The organism is Glutamicibacter mishrai, from assembly GCF_012221945.1.
Taxonomy (GTDB): Bacteria; Actinomycetota; Actinomycetes; order Actinomycetales; family Micrococcaceae; genus Glutamicibacter; species Glutamicibacter mishrai.
The window spans coordinates 2,761,414-2,785,380 of record NZ_CP032549.1 but is presented as its reverse complement, the minus strand read 5'-3'; the positions used below and the strand labels follow the sequence as shown (position 1 = coordinate 2,785,380).

Annotated in this window: 22 protein-coding genes; 2 read left to right on the top strand and 20 right to left on the bottom strand. The window is 57.4% G+C overall.

Going from position 1 to position 23,967, the window contains the following annotated elements:
- Positions 1 to 53: 53 nt before the first annotated feature.
- From D3791_RS13135 to D3791_RS13085, 11 genes are all read right to left on the bottom strand, one after another.
- Positions 54 to 797: a hypothetical protein gene (locus D3791_RS13135; RefSeq protein ID WP_172512474.1), complete on the bottom strand. Its 744-nt coding sequence runs from the start codon at positions 795 to 797 to the stop codon at positions 54 to 56.
- Positions 798 to 875: 78 nt separating this feature from the next.
- Positions 876 to 1,625, bottom strand: coding sequence for a hypothetical protein (locus D3791_RS13130; RefSeq protein WP_172512473.1), 750 nt, complete (start codon positions 1,623 to 1,625; stop codon positions 876 to 878).
- A 56-nt stretch (positions 1,626 to 1,681) separates the two neighbouring features.
- Positions 1,682 to 2,368, bottom strand: coding sequence for a hypothetical protein (locus tag D3791_RS13125; RefSeq protein WP_172512472.1), 687 nt, complete (start codon positions 2,366 to 2,368; stop codon positions 1,682 to 1,684).
- Between the two features lie 114 nt (positions 2,369 to 2,482).
- On the bottom strand, positions 2,483 to 3,295 hold the full coding sequence (locus D3791_RS13120; protein WP_172512471.1) for a GNAT family N-acetyltransferase: 813 nt from the start codon (positions 3,293 to 3,295) through the stop codon (positions 2,483 to 2,485).
- Positions 3,296 to 3,332: 37 nt separating this feature from the next.
- A complete protein-coding gene (ispG, locus tag D3791_RS13115; RefSeq protein ID WP_022875960.1) occupies positions 3,333 to 4,499 on the bottom strand; it encodes a flavodoxin-dependent (E)-4-hydroxy-3-methylbut-2-enyl-diphosphate synthase in 1,167 nt (388 codons plus the stop codon).
- A 142-nt stretch (positions 4,500 to 4,641) separates the two neighbouring features.
- A complete protein-coding gene (locus D3791_RS13110; protein ID WP_061954616.1) occupies positions 4,642 to 5,196 on the bottom strand; it encodes an NAD(P)H-dependent oxidoreductase in 555 nt (184 codons plus the stop codon).
- Positions 5,197 to 5,315: 119 nt separating this feature from the next.
- On the bottom strand, positions 5,316 to 5,738 hold the full coding sequence (gene arfB, locus D3791_RS13105) for an alternative ribosome rescue aminoacyl-tRNA hydrolase ArfB (protein ID WP_172512470.1): 423 nt from the start codon (positions 5,736 to 5,738) through the stop codon (positions 5,316 to 5,318).
- Positions 5,739 to 5,847: 109 nt separating this feature from the next.
- On the bottom strand, positions 5,848 to 6,147 hold the full coding sequence (locus tag D3791_RS13100; RefSeq protein WP_061954612.1) for a YciI family protein: 300 nt from the start codon (positions 6,145 to 6,147) through the stop codon (positions 5,848 to 5,850).
- Between the two features lie 23 nt (positions 6,148 to 6,170).
- A complete protein-coding gene (locus D3791_RS13095) occupies positions 6,171 to 7,520 on the bottom strand; it encodes a M50 family metallopeptidase (RefSeq protein ID WP_172512469.1) in 1,350 nt (449 codons plus the stop codon).
- Entirely contained in the window at positions 7,517 to 8,731 is a 1,215-nt protein-coding gene (dxr, locus tag D3791_RS13090) for a 1-deoxy-D-xylulose-5-phosphate reductoisomerase (protein ID WP_172512468.1), read from the bottom strand. Before dxr ends, D3791_RS13095 begins: the two co-directional genes overlap by 4 nt.
- A gap of 82 nt (positions 8,732 to 8,813) precedes the next feature.
- Positions 8,814 to 9,968, bottom strand: coding sequence for an acyl-CoA dehydrogenase family protein (locus D3791_RS13085; RefSeq protein ID WP_022875966.1), 1,155 nt, complete (start codon positions 9,966 to 9,968; stop codon positions 8,814 to 8,816).
- 241 nt (positions 9,969 to 10,209) lie between these two features.
- Here D3791_RS13085 and D3791_RS13080 point away from each other — a divergent pair, with 241 nt between their 5' ends.
- Both D3791_RS13080 and D3791_RS13075 read left to right on the top strand, forming a co-directional pair.
- The gene (locus D3791_RS13080) at positions 10,210 to 10,827 is read left to right on the top strand and encodes a TetR/AcrR family transcriptional regulator (RefSeq protein WP_035762338.1); all 618 of its coding nucleotides are present in this window, start codon (positions 10,210 to 10,212) and stop codon (positions 10,825 to 10,827) included.
- A gap of 69 nt (positions 10,828 to 10,896) precedes the next feature.
- Positions 10,897 to 11,358, top strand: a complete 462-nt coding sequence (locus D3791_RS13075) for a GNAT family N-acetyltransferase (protein ID WP_172512467.1) — start codon at positions 10,897 to 10,899, stop codon at positions 11,356 to 11,358.
- A gap of 77 nt (positions 11,359 to 11,435) precedes the next feature.
- Here the strand turns inward: D3791_RS13075 and D3791_RS13070 are convergent, their stop codons facing one another.
- From D3791_RS13070 to D3791_RS13030, 9 genes are all read right to left on the bottom strand, one after another.
- Positions 11,436 to 11,630 (bottom strand): hypothetical protein, encoded by a 195-nt coding sequence (locus D3791_RS13070; RefSeq protein WP_022875994.1) that lies wholly within the window; start codon positions 11,628 to 11,630, stop codon positions 11,436 to 11,438.
- A 98-nt stretch (positions 11,631 to 11,728) separates the two neighbouring features.
- A complete protein-coding gene (locus tag D3791_RS13065; protein WP_172512466.1) occupies positions 11,729 to 13,420 on the bottom strand; it encodes an ABC transporter ATP-binding protein in 1,692 nt (563 codons plus the stop codon).
- Positions 13,417 to 14,472 (bottom strand): ABC transporter permease, encoded by a 1,056-nt coding sequence (locus D3791_RS13060; RefSeq protein ID WP_061954599.1) that lies wholly within the window; start codon positions 14,470 to 14,472, stop codon positions 13,417 to 13,419. Before D3791_RS13060 ends, D3791_RS13065 begins: the two co-directional genes overlap by 4 nt.
- 17 nt (positions 14,473 to 14,489) lie before the next feature.
- The gene (locus D3791_RS13055; RefSeq protein ID WP_022875997.1) at positions 14,490 to 16,007 is read right to left on the bottom strand and encodes an ABC transporter permease; all 1,518 of its coding nucleotides are present in this window, start codon (positions 16,005 to 16,007) and stop codon (positions 14,490 to 14,492) included.
- A 139-nt stretch (positions 16,008 to 16,146) separates the two neighbouring features.
- Positions 16,147 to 17,946, bottom strand: coding sequence for an ABC transporter family substrate-binding protein (locus D3791_RS13050; protein ID WP_172512465.1), 1,800 nt, complete (start codon positions 17,944 to 17,946; stop codon positions 16,147 to 16,149).
- A 439-nt stretch (positions 17,947 to 18,385) separates the two neighbouring features.
- Positions 18,386 to 20,029, bottom strand: a complete 1,644-nt coding sequence (locus tag D3791_RS13045) for an ABC transporter ATP-binding protein (protein ID WP_172512464.1) — start codon at positions 20,027 to 20,029, stop codon at positions 18,386 to 18,388.
- A gap of 3 nt (positions 20,030 to 20,032) precedes the next feature.
- Positions 20,033 to 21,046: an ABC transporter permease gene (locus D3791_RS13040; RefSeq protein WP_022876000.1), complete on the bottom strand. Its 1,014-nt coding sequence runs from the start codon at positions 21,044 to 21,046 to the stop codon at positions 20,033 to 20,035.
- On the bottom strand, positions 21,039 to 21,965 hold the full coding sequence (locus tag D3791_RS13035) for an ABC transporter permease (protein WP_022876001.1): 927 nt from the start codon (positions 21,963 to 21,965) through the stop codon (positions 21,039 to 21,041). Before D3791_RS13035 ends, D3791_RS13040 begins: the two co-directional genes overlap by 8 nt.
- Before the next feature lie 190 nt (positions 21,966 to 22,155).
- Complete coding sequence (locus tag D3791_RS13030; protein WP_172512463.1) at positions 22,156 to 23,787, bottom strand: peptide ABC transporter substrate-binding protein; 1,632 nt, start codon at positions 23,785 to 23,787, stop codon at positions 22,156 to 22,158.
- Positions 23,788 to 23,967: the final 180 nt, after the last annotated feature.

Sequence of the window (23,967 nt, the reverse complement as noted above, 5' to 3'; positions counted from 1 at the left end):
TCCCGCCAGTTCACCAATGGAACCAACGAGAGCCCTCCGAATCAGAAAATAAACTACTTGGCAGCCGATTTTACTTCAGCGACGGCCTTATTGAGTTCAGCAGTGAGCTTGTCCAGCACCTCTGCGTCTTTTTCCTTGCCAGTGCCACCAGAGTAAACGACAACAACTGCATTAGGGCCGACAAGACCCTGCAGCTGATACGAGCCGCCCGGAACCTCGGTGCCATTCAAAGTCATGCTGGTCTTGGTAGCGATCGCGGAATCTGCGTCAGAGCTGACATCCAAGATCTTGGCAGCAGCAGTGAATTCCTGCCCCGACATGGACATCGAGAACTTATCGCAGCCCTGCAAGTCCTTCTTTTCAATCCTTGACTTCGCCGTCTCGGCCTTTGCCGAATCCTCGAAGCCGACAACGGAGTAGGTTGTCATTGCCGTACCTTCACCCGGGACAACGGCTACCGCCATGTTGGTTCCCGAGGTATCCAGCGCTCCCTCTTGGGTAAGGAGTTCTGCGCACTTTTCAGGCTTGATGTTCATGCTCTTGACTAGCTTCTCAGCATCAGATGTTGAACCCTTGAGGGATTCAGAGTCCATGACCTGGGCCTTCTCAGAGTCGCCAACCAGCGACTTCACGACAGCGGTGGCCTGCTCACCGGTCAGGGCCGGCGATTCGTTTGACTGCTCCTGCGCGGCACCTGAGCTATCAGAGCTACCCGATGATTCGTTGCCCGAGCTACCGCAGCCGCTCAGAGCGAGTGCTGCCGCCATCGGCAGAACCCAGAAAGCTTGCTTCTTCATGGTGTAATCCTCACGTTGATGGTGAAAAGCCACCTCTAGTATTACACAACACGTTCGAAATAAAAGTTCTTACCCGAACTATTGCACCGCTTTGATTTCATCAAACGCTTGATCTGTCAGTTCTACCGCTTGAGTCGCCAATTCCGCAGGTTGCATCGATCCCGTTTGCAAGGTAACCAAAACAAAATTGTTTCCATCCAGGGCTTGAACAGCAACTGAACTCAGCTTCTGCCCACCCCCTGCATCCATGATGGTCGACATCGTCAAAGACCTGTCGGCTTTAACGTCCAACGGCAAAATCTGCCGTTGCGCATTGATCTCTTTTCCGCCTTGCTCAATGGTGACCGTTTCGCATCCTGCCAGGTCATCCAATGCCAGGGCCTCATGCACGTTTTTTCGAGTCGTTTCGTCAGTCAACGAAAAAATCTGCACTACTTTGCCCATTTGCTCAGAGCTGCTGGTGGACGTGGCCGCTACCGAACCAGTCAAGTCCGTAACCGTATATTTTGCGTTGAGTTCAGCGCATTTCTCAGGCTTGATTCCATCAGGCAGTTTCGCATCCTTGGCAGCCGAAAGCTGCGGTTGCATCTGCTTGTTGCCGATGACCTGCACAGCGGGGTCCCCATCAAGTAGTTTTGAAGCGACATCTTCTACTTGCTGCGCGCTGAGATTTTTCCCAGCCGTTTGCCCATCGGTGCCCTCTTGGCTTTTCTCGGCGCTCGGTGATCCCGAGGTATCTGGCGTCTGGTCGGATGATCCGGCAGAGCAACCTGCCAATGCCAGAGATGCCGCAATCGGCAAAGCCAAAAACAGTAACCGCTTTGTCATGAAATTTTCCTTGCGTTGTCCCTGCGATGTTCTCGGAGAATAGGCCGTTGAATCCGCTAGTTCAGCTCTTTCAGCAATTCATTGATCTTTGCCGAAGCATCTTTGAGTTGTTGCTGCGTTTGGCCTTTGGCGGTGGTTTGCTGAATTCCAATCAGAACATTTGCCGTTGCCGATCGGACGATGAGCTGTTGCTGGGTAGTTTTCCCGTCACTGCTGGTGACGACATAGCTCTCGTCCTGCTCTGCTTGCGAGTCAATCGGCTGTTTAGCCAGATGGAAAGCGCGAGATTCGCTGCCAGAAGTAACCGAGTAGCGAGAGCACTGCTCATTGGCGGAAGCCTTGGCTTCCCACTGCTTCTTCAGAAGCTGAGGATCCTTGTAAACGGCGACGGTCAAATAGCTGTCGTCGAACTCGATAGCGCCCATGGTCGAGTTCTGAAGCTGGTCAGCAACGGGTTCAGCAAAGGTGACACCGCATTTGCTCGGGTCGACCTTCACACTTTCAAGCCATTCTTGCGCTTGCGGGATACTGGAGCGCAGTTTTTTGTCATTGATGACCGTAGCGTTTGCATCGTCTTTGGAATAGTCTTCAAGTGTTTTTTGCAACTGATCCGCGTCGATGTCCACTACCGTTTGAGCGGTTGGCTCTGGCGCGGGCTGAGCAGTGCTGCAGCTTGCCAATGTCGCCGTACCGAGGCAAATGGCAGCGGCCATATACAAATTGAAACCATTGGCTTGAGCCACAAAATTTCCTATCCCGTTTAGCTTTACTCTCTAGAGTCTAGAAGATCTTCGGGAGCTTCAACGAGATTGCGACACTGGTGCGCTCGATCGCGTCAGAGGTTGGCCAGAGATCGATCAGAACAAGATAGTTGCAAAAGTGCCTATTTGCTCAAAGCCAATGCGCTGATAGGTCTTCAGGGCAGGAACATTAAAATCATTGACGTACAGGCTCACTACGGGCGCGAACTGCATAGCGTAGTCAACGGTGCTACTCATATATCCGGCGGCTAAGCCAAGACCCCTGTATTTGGGATTGATCCACACACCTTGGATCTGAACTACTTCATCGGTTACGGTACCTAGATCCGCCTTGAAAATGACTTCACCGTCATCGTCACGGTCGATGACCGTGTACGCATCCCGGATGAGTTGCCGGACGCGGCTTCGATAAAAACTGCCGCCATTTTCCAGCGGCGAATAGCCCAGTTCTTCCTCGAACATGGCAGCGCTGGCTGGGAGTACAAGATCAAATTCGTGAATGCGCGCAGGACGAATACGGTTGCGCCGCATTCCAACAGGCGGCTGGGAAATCGTCAGCAGGGGTTGGTTTTCCCTGACATCAAAGATGGCTTGCGGACCCTCGCGCAGCACCTCGTGCATGGCCAGCACAGACTGGGCTGGGCCGAAAACCGAGGCGAATCGTTGGCGGGAGTCCAGGGCATGCTGTGCATACTTCTTGGCCTCGACCTCGGACATGAGGGTAGGCGCCACGTTGGCGCCCACCCAGCATGCCGATTCGAGCCCGTCTTCACCGTCGAGCCCCACAATATGGGCAAAGCCATCTGGTGCGGCCGAACGGTGCAGGTTCACCTGGGAACGGGTGAAAATATTGGCGACGGGGTCGCGGTCGAGCAACTCGATCAGAGCCGTCGTGTCACGACGGCTCAAAGTCCGCGGCACCCCTTTGTCGCTTCGCCGGCTGTCTTTAGCTGACGGAGACCACGGGAGAACCCGAGGCAGGATTCTCGTCATCGTTCAGTCCCATTTCGTCAGCCAAACGGTTGGCTTCTTCAATCAGCGTCTCAACAATCTGGTCTTCAGGCACGGTCTTGATAACTTCGCCCTTGACGAAGATCTGGCCCTTGCCGTTACCCGAAGCCACGCCGAGATCAGCGTCACGAGCTTCACCAGGACCGTTGACAACGCAACCCATGACAGCGACACGCAGTGGTGCCTTCATGCCTTCAAGGCCCTCGGTTACCTGTTCTGCCAAGGTGTAGACGTCCACTTGGGCACGACCGCATGAAGGGCAGGAAACAATGTCCAGCTTGCGAGGTCGCAAGTTCAGCGATTCAAGAATCTGGTTGCCTACCTTGACCTCTTCAACAGGAGGTGCGGACAGCGAAACGCGAATGGTGTCGCCGATGCCCTGGGACAGCAGCGCGCCGAATGCGGTAGCGGACTTGATGGTGCCCTGGAAGGCCGGGCCGGCTTCAGTCACGCCCAGGTGCAGTGGCCAGTCGCCGCGTTCTGCCAGCAGTTCGTACGCGCGAACCATGATGACGGGGTCATTGTGCTTGACCGAGATCTTGAAGTCGTGGAAACCGTGTTCTTCGAACAGCGAAGCTTCCCACACTGCGGATTCAACCAGTGCCTCCGGAGTGGCTTTCCCGTACTTCTGCAACAGGCGACGGTCCAGCGAGCCGGCATTAACACCAATACGGATCGAGGTGCCGTGGTCCTTGGCGGCCTGTGCGATTTCCTTGACCTGGTCATCGAATTGGCGGATGTTGCCCGGGTTCACGCGAACGGCACCGCAACCGGCTTCAATGGCCGCAAAGACGTACTTTGGCTGGAAGTGGATGTCAGCGATCACCGGGATCTGCGACTTCATCGCAATGATCTTCAGTGCTTCCGCGTCCTTGTCCGTAGGGCAGGCGACACGCACGATGTCACAACCAGCAGCGGTCAACTCAGCGATCTGCTGCAGCGTCGCGTTGATGTCGTGAGTTTTGGTGGTGGTCATCGACTGGACCGAAATCGGCGATTCAGAGCCGACCCCGACAGACCCGACCTGGAATTGGCGAGTCTTGCGACGTGGTGCGAGTACCGGCGGTGGGCCTGCCGGCATGCCTAGGCTGACCGAAGTCAATGGACGCCTCCGAGTAAATTGTGGGTAAATCTCTTAGTCCAAGTATGTCACCGTATCGAGGTGAGCGGGTACTCATGCGAGAAAGGCCACGGGGTCGCCGTGGCCTTTCTCGCAATTTCAAAGCAATTCAGTCAACAAGGACTTAGTTGGCTTCAGCAATTTCCTTGATGCTGTTGAGCACGGAAGTTACCTGCTCGACAACCTCAGCGTCATCCTTTGGGTGAAGTTCAGCGAAGCGAACAACCGAGTTAGGGATGGCCAGCTTGACATCTTCCAGAACCTTGGCGCCTGCGATGCCCAGTGCCTTGCGAGCTTCATCCTGAGCCCACACGCCACCGTACTGGCCGAATGCGGTTCCAACGACAACGGTTGGCTTGCCGGAGACTGGGCTTGCACCGAATGGACGGGACAGCCAGTCAATGGCGTTCTTCAGGACTGCTGGCATGGTGCCGTTGTACTCAGGGGTGACCAGCATCAGGGCGTCAGAGCCGGAAGCTGCATCACGAAGTGCCTGAGCCGCAGCTGGAACGCTGCCCTCAACGTCGTTGTCTTCGTTGTAGAAAGGAATGTTCTCCAGGCCGCTGAATACGGAAACTTCCATACCTTCTGGGGCGTTGTGGGAGGTAGCTTCCGCCAACTGCTGGTTGGTCGAACCGTTGCGCAGGGAACCAACGAGGGTGAGGACCTTAGTGGCCATGGGGTGTACTCCTAGATCAGAAAATAGAAACAAGCTGACGCTTCATCTACTTTCAACTATCGATGATTCCGGTCAATTCCGCGAATCAAAGTGATCTATCCCATAGTTTCTGCGGCTAGTTATTCTTGCCCAGGCTTTCGTCGCAACTGCTTCGTGGTGGATCTGTTGGATTTCGCGTTCAGCCTTTTGCGTTGGGATCCCCGCGTCGGTTTTGTGGGCTTTCGCTTAGGTGCGTCGGGGGCCAAGCCTTGGGCAATAAGCCGAGCCAGCTTCTCCATGGCGATCTGGCGATTCCTCCACTGCGACCGCTCTTCGGAAGCCCGTACAACCAGCGCTCCGGACACCAGCCGGGCCGCGAATTTGTCGAGCAAGCGCTGACGTTGCCAAGCCGATAATGCGCGCGAGGCACTCACGGACCATGACAGCTCGACCCGGGAATCCGACGTATTCACATGCTGGCCGCCCGGCCCGGTGGACCTCGTAAAATTCCATGCAAGTTCGTTCGAAGGGATCACTAGGTTTTCATCGACGTGTAAGTCCATCTCTCCCCCACCCTCCGGTCGAATCTTGCTGCTTGAAGATCATGGCAACTTAAATTGATAAGCTCCCGCCTTCCTCGAAAGAAGTACAGGAGCCTACCGGGCCGTCGGACTAGGCCGAGAATTCCTTCAAGAGCCCGATGACCGGGTTCCACTCGGAAATGTTGGCCTCAGCGATTGCGCCGACCTTGTTGAACGGGTCGTTGGCCAATACCTCGTTCAATGCGGCTTCCGATTCAGCAGCAAAGATCAACAGGGCGCCGTCGGTAGCGGGAGTCGGGCCCGAGGCCAGAACCCGCACAGGTCCCTCGTTCACGAAGCTGACAAGGTACTCGCGGTGTGCCGGGCGGTGTTCATTACGCAACTCAACGGAGTCATCGGCGTAAACATATTCAACAGCAAAAACAGTCATGGCTACAGCTTATTTCCCTTGGCTCAGAACAACTGTATTGGCTTAAAGATGTCTGCATATATTAAGAGGCCACCCATGACCAGCATGGCAACCACCACCATGTAAGTCAGCGGCAAGAGCTTCACCGTGTCCACCGGCTTAATATTTTTCAGGTTGAAGACTCGGGCAAATAGCCGCTTGATGCCGTCATACAGGGCGCCAACTACGTGCCCGCCATCAAGTGGCAGGAGCGGAATCAGGTTGAAAGCGAATAAAGCAAGGTTCAGCCCGCCAACCAAGGAGAGCAGAGTCGCGAATTTGTCGGCCACCGAAATGGAGTCCTCGGCACTGATCTCGCCAGCGATTCGCCCCACGCCGACAATGGACACCGGACCATTGGGATCGCGCTGGCCATCCCCGAAGGCTGCCTGGGCCACGTCAACCATGCGCTGCGGCAGGTGCAAAATGACATTGCCAATGGTCAGCAGCTGGTCGCCGATAACCCCGGGCACCGCGCTCAGCGGCTGGGTCAGGTCCTGCTGCAATGAGCTCATCCCCACGAAGCCGACCTTGGTCATGATGTAGTTGCCTTGGTCATCTGTTTGCACATACCCGTTGTCATCTGTGGCAGGCCGGTCGGTGAGGTAGGGGGTCAGTTTGGTGGTGTGGCTTTGCCCGTCCCGCTGGTATTCGAGAGTGATCGACTGTCCAGGATTCACCCGGATCACGTCGGTCAGCTTGTTCCATTCGCCCTGCTCGACCGCATTGCCGTTGACGGCGGTAATGGTATCGCCGGGACGCAGCCCCGCCTCATAGGCAGGTGCCGGAACATCCTTATCCGTGCATTCGGTCTTATTGGCGTTTTCCGCGCTGGCGATGCACTGATACACCTCGGAAACCGTCGTCGTTGGTGTTGCCTGCCCGAAGCTGGTGAGCACGATGGCAATGACAACAAAGCCGATGACCAGGTTCATCAACGGGCCACCGAGCATGATGATCACGCGCTTGTAGACCGGGAGCTGGTAGAACAGGCGCCCCTCATCACTGGGCAGCACGTTTTCATTGGCTTGCGAGCGCGCGTCGTCAACCATCTGCCCGAAGACCTTCTGGAAGAGGCTCGGCTTCTTGGCCGGCTGCTCATCATCGGTTTCTGGACGCGGCGGATACATGCCCACCATGGAGATATAGCCGCCCAGCGGAAGGGCCTTTATTCCGTACTGGGTTTCGCCCCGTTTGAAGGAAACGAGTGTTTTGCCAAAACCGATCATGTACTGCGGTACTCGCAGCTTGAACAGCTTGGCCGGGACCAGGTGCCCGATTTCGTGAAGAGCGATGGAAAGCCCCACTGCCAGCACCATGAACAGCACACCGGCGATGAACAAGATGACGCTCATGCTTTTGCCTCCAGAATCTTGGCAGCGTGTGCTCGTGCCCAGCGGTCGGTTTCCAGAACCGTTTCGACGCTGAGTTCCGCGTTCACCGGCGTGTAGTCATCGAGTACGTGTTGGATGGTTTCAACGATGTCAGTGAATCGGATCTTGCCCTCGTGGAATGCATCCACGGCAACTTCATTCGACGCGTTGTATACGGCCATATGGGTCCCAGAGGCCGCCGCGGCCTGCTTCGCCAGCTTCACCGCAAAAAATACTTCTTCGTCCAAGGGTTCAAAAGTCCAGTTCGATGCCTGTGTGAAATCGCAGGCGGCTGCGGCACCGGCGACGCGATGAGGCCAATTGATGCCCAAGGCAATCGGCAGACGCATATCAGGCGGAGAAGCTTGGGCAATCACCGAACCATCGATGAACTCCACCATGGAGTGAATGATCGACTGGCGGTGGACCACCGGCTCGATCCGGTCCAGCGGCACGTCGAAGAGCAAGTGGGCCTCGATGACTTCCAGTGCCTTGTTGACCATCGTCGCGGAGTTCGTCGTCACCATGCGGCCCATATCCCAGGTGGGGTGCGCCAGCGCCTGGGCAGGAGTCACTTCACGCAGCTGGTCATAGGTGTATCCGAAGAAGGGGCCGCCGGATGCCGTGACAAGAAGCTTTGACACTTCCTCCGGGGAGCCCGAGCGCAGGGCTTGAGCCAGGGCCGAGTGCTCCGAATCGACAGGTGAGATCTGCCCTGGGGCGGCAATCTGCTTGACTACCTGCCCGCCGATAATCAGGGATTCCTTGTTGGCCAGGGCAAGCAGGTGCCCGGCTTCCAAGGCGGCAATGGTTGGCGCCAGGCCAATGGCACCGGTGATTCCGTTAAGAACTACATCGGCCTCGCCAAAAGCCGCGACGGTCGTTGCCGCGTGCTCCCCCGCAACCAGTTCCGGCTCATACCCGCTGACCGAAGATTGGTTCGCCGCGGTCTTGATCGCAGCGGCAAGTTCATCTACGGATTCACTGGCACAGCCCACAAGAGCCGGGCGGAATTCAACCGCTTGCCGCGCGAGCAGTTCCAGGTTGTATCCGCCGGACAGGGCGGCCACCGAGAATTTTCCCGGCGCCTGGGCAATGACATCCAGGCCTTGGGTGCCAATGGATCCGGTAGAACCGATCAGCGAAACCCGGCGAGGGTGACCAGCTGGGGTAAAAGATTTTTGGGAGCTCACCCATCCATTATGGTTCGTCTAACTGTGAGCACCCAAAGTGCGCCACGCCTTGTGCATGGCATGGCGCACTGCAGGCATGAAACTAGAGCCCCAGGCTGCGGGCGATGAGCATCTGCTGGACCTGGGTGGTTCCTTCGCCGATTTCCAGGATCTTCGAGTCACGGTAATGGCGGGCCACCAATGACTCGTTCATGAATCCGTACCCGCCAAAGATCTGTGTTGCATCCCGGGCGTTATCCATGGCTGCTTCGCTGGCGATGAGTTTGGCGTGGGCCGCTTCGATCTTGAAGTCCTTCCCGGCCAGCATTTTTGCGGCTGCCGCATAGTATGCGAGGCGGGCAGTGTGCACCCGGGAGGCCATACGCGCGATCATGAATGAAACACCTTGGTTTTTGCCGATGGCGGTGCCAAAGGTTGTGCGCGTCTTGGCATATTTGACTGCTTCGTCAAGGCATCCTTGTGCCGCGCCGGTGGCCAATGCCGCGATGGCGATACGGCCTTCGTCGAGGATTTCAAGGAAATAGGCGTATCCGCGGCCGCGCTCCCCTAGGAGGTTTTCTTCGGGCACCCGTGCACCGTTGAAGCTGAGCGGGTGGGTATCGCTGGCTCTCCAGCCGACCTTGTCGTAGGCCTTCTCGGCGGTGAATCCGGGCGTTCCCGTCGGCACGATGATGGCCGAGATTTCTTTCTTCCCGGTCGCTTCATCCACGCCGGTAACGGCGGTGGCCGTGACGTGTGAAGTGATGTTGGTTCCGGAATTGGTAATGAATTCCTTGGCCCCGTCGATGACCCAGTGGCCGTCTTCGAGTTTCGCCTTGGTCAGGGCGGCCGAGGCATCCGATCCTGCTCCTGGCTCGGTCAATCCGAAACCTGCAATGCGCTCACCGGTGGCCAGAGGTGTGAGCCACTGCTGCTTTTGGGCTTCATTGCCAAAGCGGAAGATCGGCATTGCTCCCAGCGATACGCCTGCTTCCAAGGTGATGGCCACGGATTGATCGACCTTGCCCAGTTCTTCCAGGGCGAGAGCCAGATGGAAGTAGTCCCCGCCGGAGCCGCCGTATTCCTCGGAAATCGGCAGGCCGAAAAGTCCCATCTGCCCCATTTGCTTGACGATGTCGTAGGGGAAGGAATGGTTGGCATCGTTAGCCGCGCTCTGTGGCGCAACCACTTCTTGGGCGAATTCTCGGACCATGTCGACCAGGTCTTGGTACTGTTCGTCGAGTTCGAGGTTGATCATCAGGTTCTCTCTTCGTTGAGGGATAGGCCAGCATCGGATTATTGGATCTCAATATGTCGCTGTTGGTCTTTTTCTGCGTCTGCCGTGTGAGTGCCTTGGTAGCAAGGGGCACGACGAGTATGGTTAATATTTATTAACTGATTGCCGCCTACTGGTGGGTAAACAGCTTTATTTTTGACAGTAGTGGCACCGGTCACACTTGTCCAGAGTTCAACGTGGCAGTCGTAAGGAGAAGATGGTGATGGCGAGCAGGTATCAAGCCCTCAACGAACCAACTGACCGCGAACGCGCCAAGGCAGAACGGCGCGAGGCGCTGCTGCGAGAAGCAACCCGGCTCTTTGCCCAGCATGGTTATGCAGGAGTGTCCCTGGAGGATCTTGGCGCGGCCTGTGGCATTTCAGGGCCGGCGGTGTACCGACACTTTGCAGGCAAGCAAGCGGTGCTCATCGCATTGCTGGTCGACATGTCCAAGGACATCTACGCCGGCGGGCAGAAAGCCTGCGAGCAAGGCGGCTCGCCACTCGAAGTGCTTTCCCGCCTGGTTGATTTCCACACTGATTTTTCGCTCTCGCGGCCAGATATCCTGCAGGTCCAGGACCGCGATCTGAAGTCCTTGCCCAAAACAGAATTGGCCTTGGTCCGAAAACTCCAGAACTCGTATATCGGGTTGTGGACCAGCGAATTGGCGAAGCTGCACCCCACGGGCACCAAGCAGTCACATCGCTTCCGCGCCCACGCAGTCTTCGGGTTGCTCAACTCAACAGCCCACTCAGCGCACTCCCCGAGAACAAAAAAGTCGGGCTTGAAGCCACTATTGTCCAATATGGCTCTCGCAGCGCTGACATCCCCGGTAGTGTAGATTCCAAGCCATTGTTCCGCAGCGTTCCGAAACCGGCATGCTGACCCACCCGATTGAAAGGCCTTTATCGTGCAGCTACGTGAAGTCCGCCCTTCCGACTTGGACGCATTCTTCGCTCACCAGCAAGAACCCGAGGCGAACCTCATGGCCGCTTATCAGGCGCGTAACCCAGCCGACCGCGCGGTATTCGACCACCACTGGAACTCGATCCTCAATGATCCCAATGTCCTGGTTCGCACCATCGAGCACGAAGGTGACGTGGCTGGTTCCATCCTGGTATTCGACGGTGAAACCCCTGAAATCAATTTCTGGACCTCCACCAAGTACTGGGGCAAGGGAATCACCACCAGCGCGGTGGATGCCTTCCTGGCCGAGTACACCAAGCGCCCGCTGACCGCGCATGTCGTCCAGGACAACCTTGGTTCCATCAAGGTCCTGGAACGCCGCGGATTCAAGACCATCGGCACCGAGCAGATCTTCTCAAACGCCCGTGCAGAAGTAGTGACCGAAAACGTAATGCAGCTGGACTAGGGAACGCACGCTCTATTCAGCCTGAGACCGCAGGAGCTGGCCCGTGAGGGCCAGCTCCTGCGGTCGTTTACCCGTGGTTATTGCCGAGGTCCGTAATACCCCTTGCCGCGGTCAATATCTTCACGTGCTTTGCGCAATGCTTTCGACGTTTCTGGGTCACGGCTTTCCAACTCGTCGGCCTTTCGATCGAGTCCCCTGAATGCGCCGATGATAAAAGGAAACGCGCACAGCACAATCAACGCTGCGACGATGAAAATGGAAGCTAAATCCATAAGATGTCCCGGAGAGTGAGTGCGGTCCAAGGCGAAACTACTCAAGAAACAGGCAAGGAGCCAGAAATAATCCCGGCTCCTTGCTTGTATGCACCTAGTTACTTGCTGTTATTCAGCAAGCGCCATGCCTCGCGTCGGACAGCCTGCTCATGGGGATCCGGCACCGGCGCAGCGGCTAGCAAACGCTTGGTGTAATCGTGGGTTGGCGAGTGCAGCACGGTCTCAACCATGCCCTGCTCCACGGCCTTGCCTGAGCGCATCACGACCACCGCGTCGGCCAGCATATCCACCACGGCCAAATCATGGCTGACGAACAAGCAGGCGAAGTTGAAGTCACGCTGCAGGTCCTGGAGCATTTCCAGAACGACGGCCTGCACCGAAACGTCCAACGCGCTGGTCGGCTCGTCGGCAATCAGCAGTTCCGGATTCAAAGTCAACGCACGCGCGATGCAGATGCGCTGGCGCTGGCCGCCCGAGAGCTCGTGCGGGTACCGGTTGATCACGTTGCGCGGCAGCTTAACCGCATCCAGCAGTTCCTCGGCACGCTTGATGCGAGATGCCTTGGTGCCCACCTTGTGCACCACCATCGGCTCGGTGATGCATTCGCCAATCGGGAAACGCGGATTCAGCGAAGCCGCCGGGTCCTGGAAGATGACGCCGATCTGCTTGCGCACCGCGCGGGCTTCCTTGGGCGAGAGTTTTGGCAGGTTGTGCCCCTTGACCGAGAGCGTGCCTTCGGCCACGGGAAGAAGGCCGATCACTGCCTTGGCGATGGTGGACTTGCCCGAACCGGACTCGCCCACGATGCCGAGCACTTCACCCTTGGCAATATCGAAGCTCACGCCCTCCACTGCGCGGAAGATCTTGCCGCGCATGTTGTATTCCAGAGTCAGGTCCTTGGCTTCAAGCACCAGCTCGCGGCCCTCAGGAGCCGTCTTGCTGCTGTGTGGCGCGTTCTCGGTAATGAGCGCAGGCGCGGAGAGCCGTGGAACGGCGGCCAGCAGCCGCTGGGTGTAAGCGTGCTGCGGCTTCAGCAATACCTGATCCACGCTGCCGGTCTCCACCAGATTGCCCTGGAACATCACCGCGACCTGATCAGCCATATCGGCAACCACACCCATGTTGTGGGTGATCAGCAGGATGCCGGTGTTCAGCCGGTCCTTCAGCTCGCGCAGCAGGTCCAGGATCTCGGCCTGCACGGTCACATCCAGCGCGGTGGTCGGCTCATCGGCGATGATGACCTTCGGGTCGCAGGAAATCGCCATGGCGATCACGATGCGCTGGCGCTGTCCGCCGGAGAACTGGTGCGGGTACTGCTTGATGCGCTTGTCGGGCTCCGGGATTCCGACCATATCCAGCAATTCGATGGCGCGGTCGGTGGCGGCCTTGCCATAGGCGATGCCGTGCAGTTCCAAGGCCTCGGTCAACTGGCGTTCGATGGTCAGCACCGGGTTCAGCGCGGTCATCGGCTCCTGGAAGACCATGGCGATGTCGGTGGCACGCATTTTGCGCATCTTGCCCTGTTCCAGGCCCACCACATTGACGTTGCCGATCTTCGCTTCGCCGGTGATGTTCGCGTTCTCCGGCAGCAGGCCCATGGCCGCGGTGGATGTCACCGATTTGCCCGAGCCCGATTCGCCCACAAGTGCGACCACTTCGCCCGGACGCACAGCCAGGGACAGCCCCTTGACTGCGTGGACCAGAGGACCCGAGGTTTCGAAGGTGACTTTGAGGTCGTTGAAGCTCAGCGCGTATTCACCGGCGGTATTTTCTGGGGCGACGTGGCTCATGGCTTCTCCTTACGGGTTGGCAGGGCAAAGAGTCCTGCGCGACGGCGGCGCTTGCCGGTCTGGCGTGGGTCGAAGGCATCGCGAAGGCCATCGCCGAGGAAGTTGACCGCGAGCGCGATGACCACGATGATCATGCCCGGCCACCAGAACAGCCACGGACGGGTGACAAAAGCATTCTGGTACTGGCTGATCAGCAGGCCAAGGGAAGATTCCGGTGGCTGCACGCCGAAGCCTAGGAAGGACAGCGAAGATTCGAGCAGGATCGCGCCGGCGATAGCGAAGGTCGCGTTCACGACGATCACGCCGATGGTGTTGGGAAGCAGGTGCTTGAAGATCACGCGTGAGGTGCGCGATCCCATGGCCTGCGCGGCGGAGACGTATTCACGTTCGCGCAGGGAAAGGATCTCGCCTCGCACCAGTCGGGCCAAGCCGGTCCAGGTGACCAAGCCGAGCACCAACGCCAGAGCGAAAATCGATCCTGAGCTTCGTCCTGCGATCTGTCCGAGCACCGCGGCCAGTACCAGCAGCGGGATCACGATGAACAGGTCAGTGATGCGCATTAGCACTTCATCAACCCAGCCGCGGAAGTAGCCGGCGACCGCGCCGATCACGGCACCGAGGAAGGTGGCCACCAAGCCTACGACCAGGCCAATGATGATGGACTTCTGCGTGCCGTTCATGACCAGGGCGAAGTAGTCCTTGCCTACCGAGTCCTGGCCAAAGGGATGCTCGCCAATGGCGATGCCGGATCCGCCTAGCCATGTTGGCAGCAGCGACAAGGTCGGCTTGCCGCCGTTGACTACGGTGCCGGCATCCAGGTAGCTCTGCTTCCACCAGCCCGGCAGCGGGCCTATTCCAATTGAGGTGAAAGCGACCACCGTGATGACCACCAGCACTACAGCGGAGATCATCGCCGGCTTGTGTTTGATAAATCGCCCGAAGACGATTTGCGACTGGCTCTTGGACTGTTCGGTCGAGGCTGCGAGTTTCGCGTCTTCGACTTCTGCAATAGAGGTCAAGTTTTTCGGAGTCTGTCCGTTTAAGTTACTCATCGATTGTCCTAAATTCCCTAGACCCGGATCCGCGGATCAAGCAGCGCGTAGACGATATCAGCCAGCAGGTTGAACAGGATTGCGGCGCTGCCGGTGACCAGGAAGAATGCCATCACGGGGGCCGGGTCCACGGAATGCAGACCGGTGTTGAACATATCGCCCATGCCCTTCCAGCCGAACACTGTCTCGGTGACGACTGCGCCGCCGATCAGGCCGGCGAAGTCGAAAGCGGCGATGGTGGCGATGGGGATCAGCGCGTTGCGGAATGCATGGCGGAAGATCACCGTGCGTTCGCTCAAGCCCTTGGAACGTGCCGTGCGGATGTAGTCCTGCTGCTGCACTTCCAGCATCGAGGAGCGCGTGTACCGCGAGTAGCTTGCCAGGGAGATGATGGCCAGCACGATCGTTGGAAGAAGCAGCTGCGTTGCGTTATCAAGGAAGGTATCCCAGAAGCCGCCGCCCAGGTTTGCGGTGGAGGAACCAATCGTTCCGATGGGCCTGCCCTTCAGTTCCAGGAATCCAGGCCATGCGCGGAAGATATGATCCAGCACCGTGAGACCGGCTCCAACGACGCCAACGAGGATCGATACGCCGGCAGCAATCCGGGATAGACGGCCGCCCATGAATTTGCCGATCAGGCCAGGAATGACCACTGCCAAGATGACGCCGAAAAGCAGGATCCAGGAGTTTGCGTCTTTCAACAGCCAGAAGGTTGCGTAGTACATGACCAGCACCAGCACCACGGTGATCAGCGCCGGGTACAGGACCTTCTTCTCCTTGAGGCCAACGCTCATGGCGGTGGCGGAGAGGGCAAGCAGCAAGGTCAGGACGACGATGATTGCCGGGCCCATCTGAGGGTAGCGGTAGAAGTTCAGCCAGAGGCTGTACTGCAGCAACAACGGAACAAAAACTGCCGTAATGATGAACGTGAGTCCACGGCGCTTGAGCGAGCCTGCCAGCAGCATTTGCAGCACAATGCCGGCAACCACACCGATGAGGATGCTCGTGCCGATCGATATCTGCGGATTTTCAAGCCAGTCGTTGTAACCGATGGCCATGTATTCCTTGAGCAGCACGGCGGCCCAGAAAACAGGAAGCGAGAAGAAAAGGAAGGTCAGGAAGGTGACGAGGTAGTCAAGTCCGGAATATTGGCGTACCGCGGTCAGCACACCTATCGCGATACCGAGAATGGCCGCGATAATGGTGGCCAGCAGCACAAGCCGGAGGGTCGAAGAAGCGGCGTTGGCAAGCAAGCCGCTGACCTCGACACCGTTAATGTTCCGGCCTAGATCGCAAGAGCCTACGAAGCATTTGCCGACTCCGCCGAGCCAGGTCAGGTACCGCAGGTACCAAGGCTGTTCCAGATTCATGTATTCGATGCGCTGCTGCATCAGATACTCGCGATTCTCAGCGTTGCTTTCGCGTAAATCGCCCAGCGGGTCGCCTGAGTTGATGACCAAGATATAGAGCAGCAGCGAGGCGCCAAACAGCACGCCGACGGCCGATCCTAATCTCTTGAGAATGAACTTCAACACGGTTCTAATGTCCTCTTTCTTCTCACCTAATAGCGCAGGTGTCGCCCGGTGATGGTGGCAGACACACCGCGGGGCCCGATGGTGATCGGGCCCCGCAGGCGCTCACAGTTGGTTTTAGCAGCTAGTTTGCCCTCGGGGCTTACTCAGCTCGCTGCCACTGCTCGGCGTTCCACACGATGCCACTCTGGGTAGCGGTGTGGCGAACATTCTGAACATCGGATCCCGAAGCGCTCAAGCCTGGGTGTGCGAAGATCGGAATGCCGAACAGGTCATCCCACAACAGCTTTTCGATGACCTTGGTCTGCTCAGCGTGGACTGCTGGGTCAAGCGAGGTTGCCAGCTTGGTCCATGCTTCGTCGACTGCCTTGTTGGAGTACTTGCCGTAGTTCTGTGGCTTGCCGCTGGCGTAGATGTTCTGGCCCGAAGTGATCTGGCCCGAACCTGCCCAAGCGAACAGTGCCACTTCGTAGTCGCCGCGTTCCTGGGTGCCGCCCGGTGCGAAGAACTTGGCATCGCCAGCGTCTTCAACCTTGAAGCCTGCCTTGTCGCAGGAGGACTTGATGGCAGCAACTTCATTGGTACGACGCTCGTTGGGAGCGGAGTAGCCGATGCGGATCTTGGTGCCTACAGCGTCTTGTTCCTCAAGGATCTTCTTGGCGCCTTCGATGTCTACCTGGTCGTAACGGCCGTCGTAGGATGCGTCAACGACTTCCTGGTAGTTGTCCTGGAACGGGAAGACTTCGCGGGCGTTCATCACGGTGGCTTCTGGGTTCAGAGGCTTGACCAGGTTGTCGACGATTTCCTGACGTGGAACACACATGGCGAATGCCTTGCGCAGCTCCAAGTTGGTCATTTCGTTGCCCTTGGCAAAGTTGAAGTCCAGGTGCTCCCAGGTCAAGGTGTCACCCTGCTGGATGTTCACCGACTTGCCCAAGCCTTCAAGCTGAGCGAGGGTGTCAACGGTGGGCTGAGGAGCAATGACGTCAACGTCCTTGTTCTGCAATGCCTGGACCATGCCGGTGTCAGCCAAGAAGCGGAAGGTCAGCTTCTTGGTAGCAGCCGGGGTGCCGTAGTACTTGTCGTTTGCGGTCAGGGTGACCGATTCGCCGGCCTTCCACGATTCCAGCTTGTATGGACCGGAAACCGGCATTTCAGCTTCGTCAGGAAGGGTGCCGGGCTTGGTCATCCAGCCTTCGTTCCAGAACTTGGCGGCCTTCTCCAGCTTCTTGGAATCGCCGTCCTGGATAGCCTTGACCAGTTCCTCGGTGCTCAGGCCGCCCTTCTTGGCAACAACGTGCGCTGGGTGCGACATCCAGGTCTGCAACTGCCAGTCTGGATCTGGATCCTTGAAGGTAACGGTGAATTCCTTGCCGTCAACAGCGCCTTCTGGTCCCTTAGGCACGGTATCGCCCAGGTCGGTGGAGACCGAGTTGAACAGCGGCTTGTCCTTGGAACCATTGTTGAGATTCAGGTTCTGCGTGCCCCATGCCAAAACGGCATCTGCCACGGTGATCGGGGTTCCATCGGACCACTGTGCATTCTCGTTAATGGTGTATTTGATGGTCAGAGGATCATCGCTGACCTTCTCGTATGATCCCAGATCTTCGTTCTGGTAGATGGTTCCATCGGTACCCATGTAGTAGAAGCTGGCGAACATGCGATCCACGATGGCCGAGTTGTAGGTCGAGTAGGTCTGTGGAGTCAAGCCGTTGTAGCTGATGAACTCTGGGGCACCAACGGTGACGTTGATGGTGTCGTCCTTGGTGGTGACATCGCCCAGATCGGCCAGGCCGGAGTTGGTGACCTCAGCGCCACCATTTGACTCGGCGCTCTTGCTTGCCTCTGGTGCAGCATCGCCGCCGCCCGGAGCACATGCAGAAAGTGCCAATACCAGGGCAGCGCCTACAGCTACTGCTTTCGAAACGCGCTGAATCCGCATTTCGCCTCCTTGAGATCGTGATGATACGAGTTGTGAATCGGTGAGATTCGTTGTGGACCAAATCACATGACCGATCCATTGAGGAATACACTAACCTGAATTTTCTGGCTTGGATAGAGAAAGATCTGTTTCACATCTCCCCCTTCGATCGGTTGTTGAGAGCGATTTGCAACGAGCTTGTTACCAGCGAGTTCATGCGATCCACGCCACATCCGCGAGATTTCAAGGGTTTCTTTCAGATTGGGAAAATTCAATCAGAACACCCACGTTACGAGCATGTTTCGTGGATGGTTTTATAACGGTTTTGCAACGTTTGCTTCAGTTTGAAAAAATATGAAATATTCGTTGAATATGACGAAGCATGAGGCTTTCTTTAACGAACAAGGGGACGTCGAAACCTTTGGTTTCGACGTCCCCTTGAGGCGTTTTCGGCGACCGATTAGATCAGTGACGCACCTGGAATCGCACCCAGCAGGTTGCGGGTGTATTCACTCTTAGGAGCGCTGAAGATCTCGTCAGCAGTCCCCTGCTCAACGATCTTGCCGTGTTCCATCACGCAGACGTTGTCTGCAATCTGGCGCACCACAGCGAGGTCATGGGTGATGAACAGGTAGGTCAGTCCCATCTCCCGCTGCAGTTCGTCGAGCAGTTCCAGCACCTGTGCCTGGACCAGGACGTCCAGTGCAGAGACGGCCTCGTCGCAGACGATCATTTCAGGCTGCAGGGCCAGAGCACGCGCAATGGCGATACGCTGGCGCTGGCCACCCGAGAGCTCGTTCGGGAATCGGTGCATGGTCGATGCCGGCATCGACACCTGTTCCAGCAGTTCCTTGACCTTCTTCTGGCGCGAAGCGTTGTTGCCGATCCCGTGGATGCGCAGAGGTTCCTCGATGGTTCGATAAATCGAATACATCGGGTCCAGGGAGCCGTAAGGATCCTGGAAGATCGGCTGGACGCGGCGGCGGTACTTGAACAGCTTCTTTTCGCTCAAGTTGCCGATCTGCTCTCCATCGAAGACGATCTCGCCTTCGGTCTTGTCCAACAGATTCAGCACCATCTGCGCGATAGTGGACTTTCCGGAACCGGATTCGCCCACCACTGCGGTCGTAGTGCCCTTCGGGATTTCGAAGGATACGTTGTCCACCGCGGTGAACTTCTCCTTCTTGCCGAAGCCCTTGCGGATGTCGTAGACCTTGGTCAGGTTGCTGACCTTCAGCAGCGGCTCCGCCTTGCCCGGAACGATCTCGTCAACGATAGCCTCATGCTTGTCGCCACGCTGTGCCGACAGGGATGGAGCCGAGCTGATCAGCCGCTTGGTGTACGGGTGCTGCGGGTTGCGCAGGATGTCCAAGGCCGGGCCGTATTCAACAACGCGGCCCTTGTACATCACGACAACTTTTTCTGCGCGCTCGGCAGCCAGACCAAGGTCGTGGGTGATCAGCAAGACTGCGGTGCCCAGTTCGCTGGTCATCGTATCCAGGTGATCCAGGATCTGCTGCTGGACAGTCACGTCCAGGGCGCTGGTCGGTTCGTCAGCAATCAGCAGACGCGGGCGGCAAGCCAGGCCGATAGCGATCAGGGCACGCTGGCGCATGCCACCGGAGAACTCGTGCGGGTACTGGCCGGCGCGAACCTCGGGGTTGGGCAAACCGGCATCAGCCAGGATCTGGGCAACGCGCTGCTTGGGGTTATCCCCTGCAAGGCCGTTGGCCTTGAGCGTTTCCTTGACCTGGAAGCCGATCTTCCACACCGGGTTCAAGTTGGACATCGGGTCCTGGGGAACCATGCCGATGTGATTGCCGCGCAGCTCGACGAATCGCTTTTCGCTGGCGTGGGAAATGTCTTCGCCGTCAAAAAGGATCTGGCCCGAGGATACCGAGCCGTTGCCGGCCAGCAGGCCGATGGCCGCCAGCGCCGACGTCGACTTTCCGGAACCGGATTCGCCCACGATCGCCACGGTCTCCCCTGGCATCACGGTGAAGTTTGCATCCCGCACAGCGTGTACTGGTCCATCAGGAGTGGAGAAGGTAATCGCCAAGTCCTTGATTTCCAGCAACGGCTTTGGTGTTGCAGTGTCAGTCATCGTCTAGGCTCCCTTCCGGGCCTTGGGATCCAGCGCGTCACGCACTGCATCGCCGAGCATGATGAAGCTCAAAACCGTTACCGAAAGGAACAGCGCAGGCCACATCAGCATCATCGGGTTGGTGCGCAGCTGGGTCTGTGCCGAGGAAATATCGTTGCCCCAGCTCATGACCTCGCCGGGCAGTCCGACACCCAGGAAGGACAGCGTTGCCTCGGCAACGATGTAAACACCCAGGTTCACGGTGGCCACAACGATGATCGGAGCCAGCGAGTTAGGAATGACGTGCTTGACCAGAGAATTGAACTTGGACAGGCCCAACGCGCGTGAAGCCTTCACGTAGTCGGCGTTGCGAGCTTCGATCACGGCGCCACGGGTAATACGTGCCAGCTGCGGCCAGCCGAAGATGGCCAGCGTGACAATTACCGTCCAGACGCTTCGATGATCTCGGAAAGCAGGCAGCTGCATGACGATGATGGCACCGAGGATCAGTGGCAGAGCGAAGAAGATATCGCCCAGGCGTGCCAGAACGGCATCAAGCCAGCCGCCATAGAAGCCTGCCAGCGCACCCAGTGCACCGCCGACGATCACGACGATCAAGGTGGTGAAGATACCTACCAAGAGCGACGCTCGCGTGCCGTAAATGACGCGTGAATAGATATCGCAGCCTTGGAGGTTGAAGCCCATGATATGACCGGCTCGGCCCGGCTCGTTGGAGTTCTCAAGCGCGCAATAAGTTGGATCCTGCGAGCTGAACAGCTGCGGGAATGCCGCAACCACGATGATCGCAAGAATCAGAATGGCCGAGATGATGAACAGCGGCTGCTTTCGCAGGGAGCGCCAAGCCTCAGCCCACATGGACAGCGGCTTGCCGGTTTCCTTGATGGAGTCGACTGCCTGCAGCGGCGTCTCGTCCAAGGGAGCTACATAGTGCTCGATCTTGTACTTGGAGACTTTGCCCGCGCGAACCTTATTGATTGGCAGGCCGTCTTCCGGATTAAAATTCTGGTTCTCAGGCATAACGAATCCTTGGGTCAAGCAGTGCGTACAGCAAATCCACGATCAAGTTGGCGACAACAAAGACGATCACCAAGACGCCAACAACGGCGACAACAGTCGGAGTTTCACCCTTTTGAATTGCCTGATACAGCAAGTGTCCAACGCCTGGGACGTTGAAGATACCTTCGGTGACAATCGCGCCACCCATCAGGGAACCAAGGTCCGCACCGAGGAAGGTCACGACCGGGATCAGCGAGTTGCGAAGGATATGCACCGTGACAACACGATTGCGGCTCAAGCCCTTGGCAGTGGCGGTACGCACGAAATCGGCGGTCTTGTTCTCTATCACCGAAGTTCGGGTCAATCGCACGACGTAAGCCAGAGAGACCAAGCCAAGGACCAGCGCAGGAAGAATCAGTTCTCCCCAGGTCGCAGAACCCGAGACCGTGGGCTTAACCCAGTCAAGTTTCACACCCACAACGAACTGCAGCACGAAGCCGAGAACGAAGGTGGGAACAGCGATCACGATCAGCGAAGCTACAAGAATGGTCGAGTCGAACCACTTGCCCTTGCGCATACCAGCGATGACACCGAAGATGATGCCGAAAACGCCTTCAATCAGGAGGGCGAGGATCGCAAGGCGAGCGGTCACTGGGAAGGCACGACCCAGAAGCGCGCTGACTTCCTGTCCGGAGAATGAGGTTCCGAGGTCGAAGGTCACCAGGTTCTTGAGGTACAGACCGTACTGAACCCAGAATGGCTTGTCCAAGTTATATTGGGCTTCGAGAGCAGCACGAGTCGCGTCGGACATTGGCTTGCCACCGGAGAGCGCGGCGATCGGGTCCCCTGGTGTTGCAAAGACCAAGAAGTACACCAGCAGTGTCGCACCGATGAAGACCGGGATCAGCTGGGCAATTCGCTTGAGCATGAAACTTAGCATGCGTGCACCTCACTTCGAGATGCAGGACGGCACTTGGCCATTATTTCCCTCTTTCCGTCGAGAAGTATTTCGACGTGTATTTTTGGGAGGCAGAACAAACATGCCAAAGGGAGACCCTTTATACCTCGGGTCTCCCTTGACATGCTTTTCAGCTAATTCCGGACTTGACCAGCCCGAACGCTGAAATTACTTACTTACCAGTGATTTCGTTGTACATCGGAACACCGTTCCAACCGAACTCAACGTTGGCGACGTTCTCGCTCCAGCCACCCTGGACTGCTTGGTACCACAGCGGGATTGCAGGAAGATCCTTGAACAGGATCTCCTGGGACTCGTTGAAGATCTTTGCGCCTTCAGCTGGGTCGGTTGCAGCCAGGCCCTTGGCGAGCGACTCGTCAAATTCCTTGCTCGAGTACTTGCCATCGTTCGAACCTGCACCGGTGCCGAATAGTGGGCCCAGGAAGTTGTACAGCGATGGGTAGTCTGCCTGCCAGCCGGTGCGGAAGCTACCGGTCATGGTGTAGGCGGTGACCTTCTCGCGCATTTCCTTGAAGGAAGCGAAGGACTGGGCAGTTGCCTTGATGCCGAGGTTGTTCTTCAGCTGGTTGACAATTGCCTCAACGAATTCCTTGTTGCCGGCGCCATCAACGTTGTAGCCGACGGAGAATTCCTTATCCGCGTCCCACTTGTTGATCTTGTCAGCCTCAGCCCAGAGCTTCTTGGCTTCAGCATCGTCGAAGGTCAGGACTTCGCTGCCAGGCAGCTTGTCGTCGTAGCCTTCGAGCACAGGAGCGGTGAAGTCCTTGGCGATAGCCTTGCCGCCCTGGTACACCTTGTCGATGATCAGCTGACGGTCGATAGCACGCGAGATCGCTGCACGACGGAGGTTGCCCTCTTCGTCCGGCTTGAAGTGATCCAGGTAGCCAGGAATGGTGATGGTCGCGTTGCCAGCGTATGGCGAGTTGACCGAACGGTCGCCCAAGTCAGACTGGTACGAGGCCAGCTGGCTTGGTGGAATCTGGTCCAGCACGTCCAGGTTGCCGGAGACCAGATCCTGGTATGCCGAGTCGGTGGACTGGTAGACCTTGAAGTCGATACCACCGTTGGCAGCCTTGCGCGGACCGTCGTAGTTCTCGTTGACGTCCATCTTCAGGTTGACGTCGTGGTTCCACTCGGACAGCTTGTATGGGCCGTTGCCGACTGGCTTTTCGCCGAAGGCCTTAGGATCCTTGAATGCAGCTTCTGGAAGCGGCATGAAGGCGGTGTAGCCAAGGCGCAGCGGGAAATCGGATTCAGGCTGGGACAGTTTGACGGTGAAGGTGGTGTCATCGACAACCTTCAAGCCCGACATCTTGTCTTCCTTGGACTTTTCAGCGCTTACCTTGTCGTAGCCCTCGATGGACTCGAAGAAGTAGGAATTCAGCTGGGCGTTCTTGGCTGCGGCACCGAAGTTCCAAGCATCCACGAACGAAGCAGCAGTTACAGGGGAACCATCAGAGAAGGTCTGGCCAGACTTGATCTTGATGGTGTAGTTCTGGGAATCCTTGGTCTCAATGGACTCTGCGAGTTCATTGACCGGCTTGCCCTTTGCGTCATAGCTGACCAGGCCCGTGAAGAGCAGGTCCATGACGCGACCGCCACCAACTTCGTTGGTGTTAGCCGGCAGTAGGCCGTTTTGTGGTTCGGTGGTGTTTGCGGTGACGACGTACGAGCCGTCTCCTTCGCCGCCTGCGGAATCAGTTGAACCGCCGCCACAAGCCGACAGGGTCAGTGCCAAGGCTGCTGATAGAACGACAGCCTTAGATGCGTGCGAGTATCGCATCCTATTTCTCCTCAACATAAGGTTGCTGCTTCTGCGTTTCGCAGAGCCGTGCAGGCAAGCGTGAGCTGTAGCACGTAGTGAATGAGATTACATCAAATATTGCGAAACAACCAATGAATATTCATGAAAGCAATGCTTGAAATCCCTTTTGTCACTCGCGCAAAATTATTTTGCCCGAGT